The sequence below is a fragment of the Pseudomonas sp. EA_65y_Pfl1_P113 genome, from assembly GCF_963970525.1.
Classification (GTDB): domain Bacteria; phylum Pseudomonadota; class Gammaproteobacteria; order Pseudomonadales; family Pseudomonadaceae; genus Aquipseudomonas; species Aquipseudomonas tritici.
The window spans coordinates 1-463 of record NZ_CAXAQM010000528.1; the positions used below are offsets into that span (position 1 = coordinate 1).

Below are 463 nucleotides of genomic sequence, written 5' to 3' on the forward strand. Positions count from 1 at the left end.
CGCTCATCCTGCGCTTGGCGGATGGCGCGACCCGTGTCATTCACGCCGGCGACGTGTTTTTGCTGTGATCTCCGCCTCCGCTCGTTTCGAGCGCAGTCGAGAAACCGGCACGGAACTGCATATCGCTGTGTCTCGACTTCGCTCGACACGAACGGAAGGGTGACCCAATGCTGCTCGCGATCGATGCCGGTAACACCAATGTCGTCTTCGCGCTGGTCCAGGGCCGCACGATCAAGGCGCGCTGGCGTATCGCGACCGACCCGCGCCGCACCGCCGACGAATATGCGGTGTGGCTGAGCCAGTTGCTGACGCTGGAAGGTTATGATCGGAGCGAGGTGACCGGTGTCATCATCGCTACCGTAGTCCCGCGTGCGCTGCACAATTTGCAAACGCTGGCGCGCAAATATTTCGGCGGCGAGCCACTGATTGCCGGCGAGCCACCGGTCGAATGGGGCATGGCGCT

2 protein-coding genes are annotated in these 463 nt (G+C 62.9%); both read left to right on the plus strand.

Features of this window, described 5'->3' with window-relative positions:
• Positions 1–5: 5 nt before the first annotated feature.
• Positions 6–68, plus strand: coding sequence for a hypothetical protein (locus AACY52_RS32520; protein WP_370468084.1), 63 nt, complete (start codon positions 6–8; stop codon positions 66–68).
• A gap of 99 nt (positions 69–167) precedes the next feature.
• On the plus strand, positions 168–463 hold a 296-nt coding region (locus AACY52_RS30910), incomplete at its 3' end, for a type III pantothenate kinase (protein ID WP_339561482.1).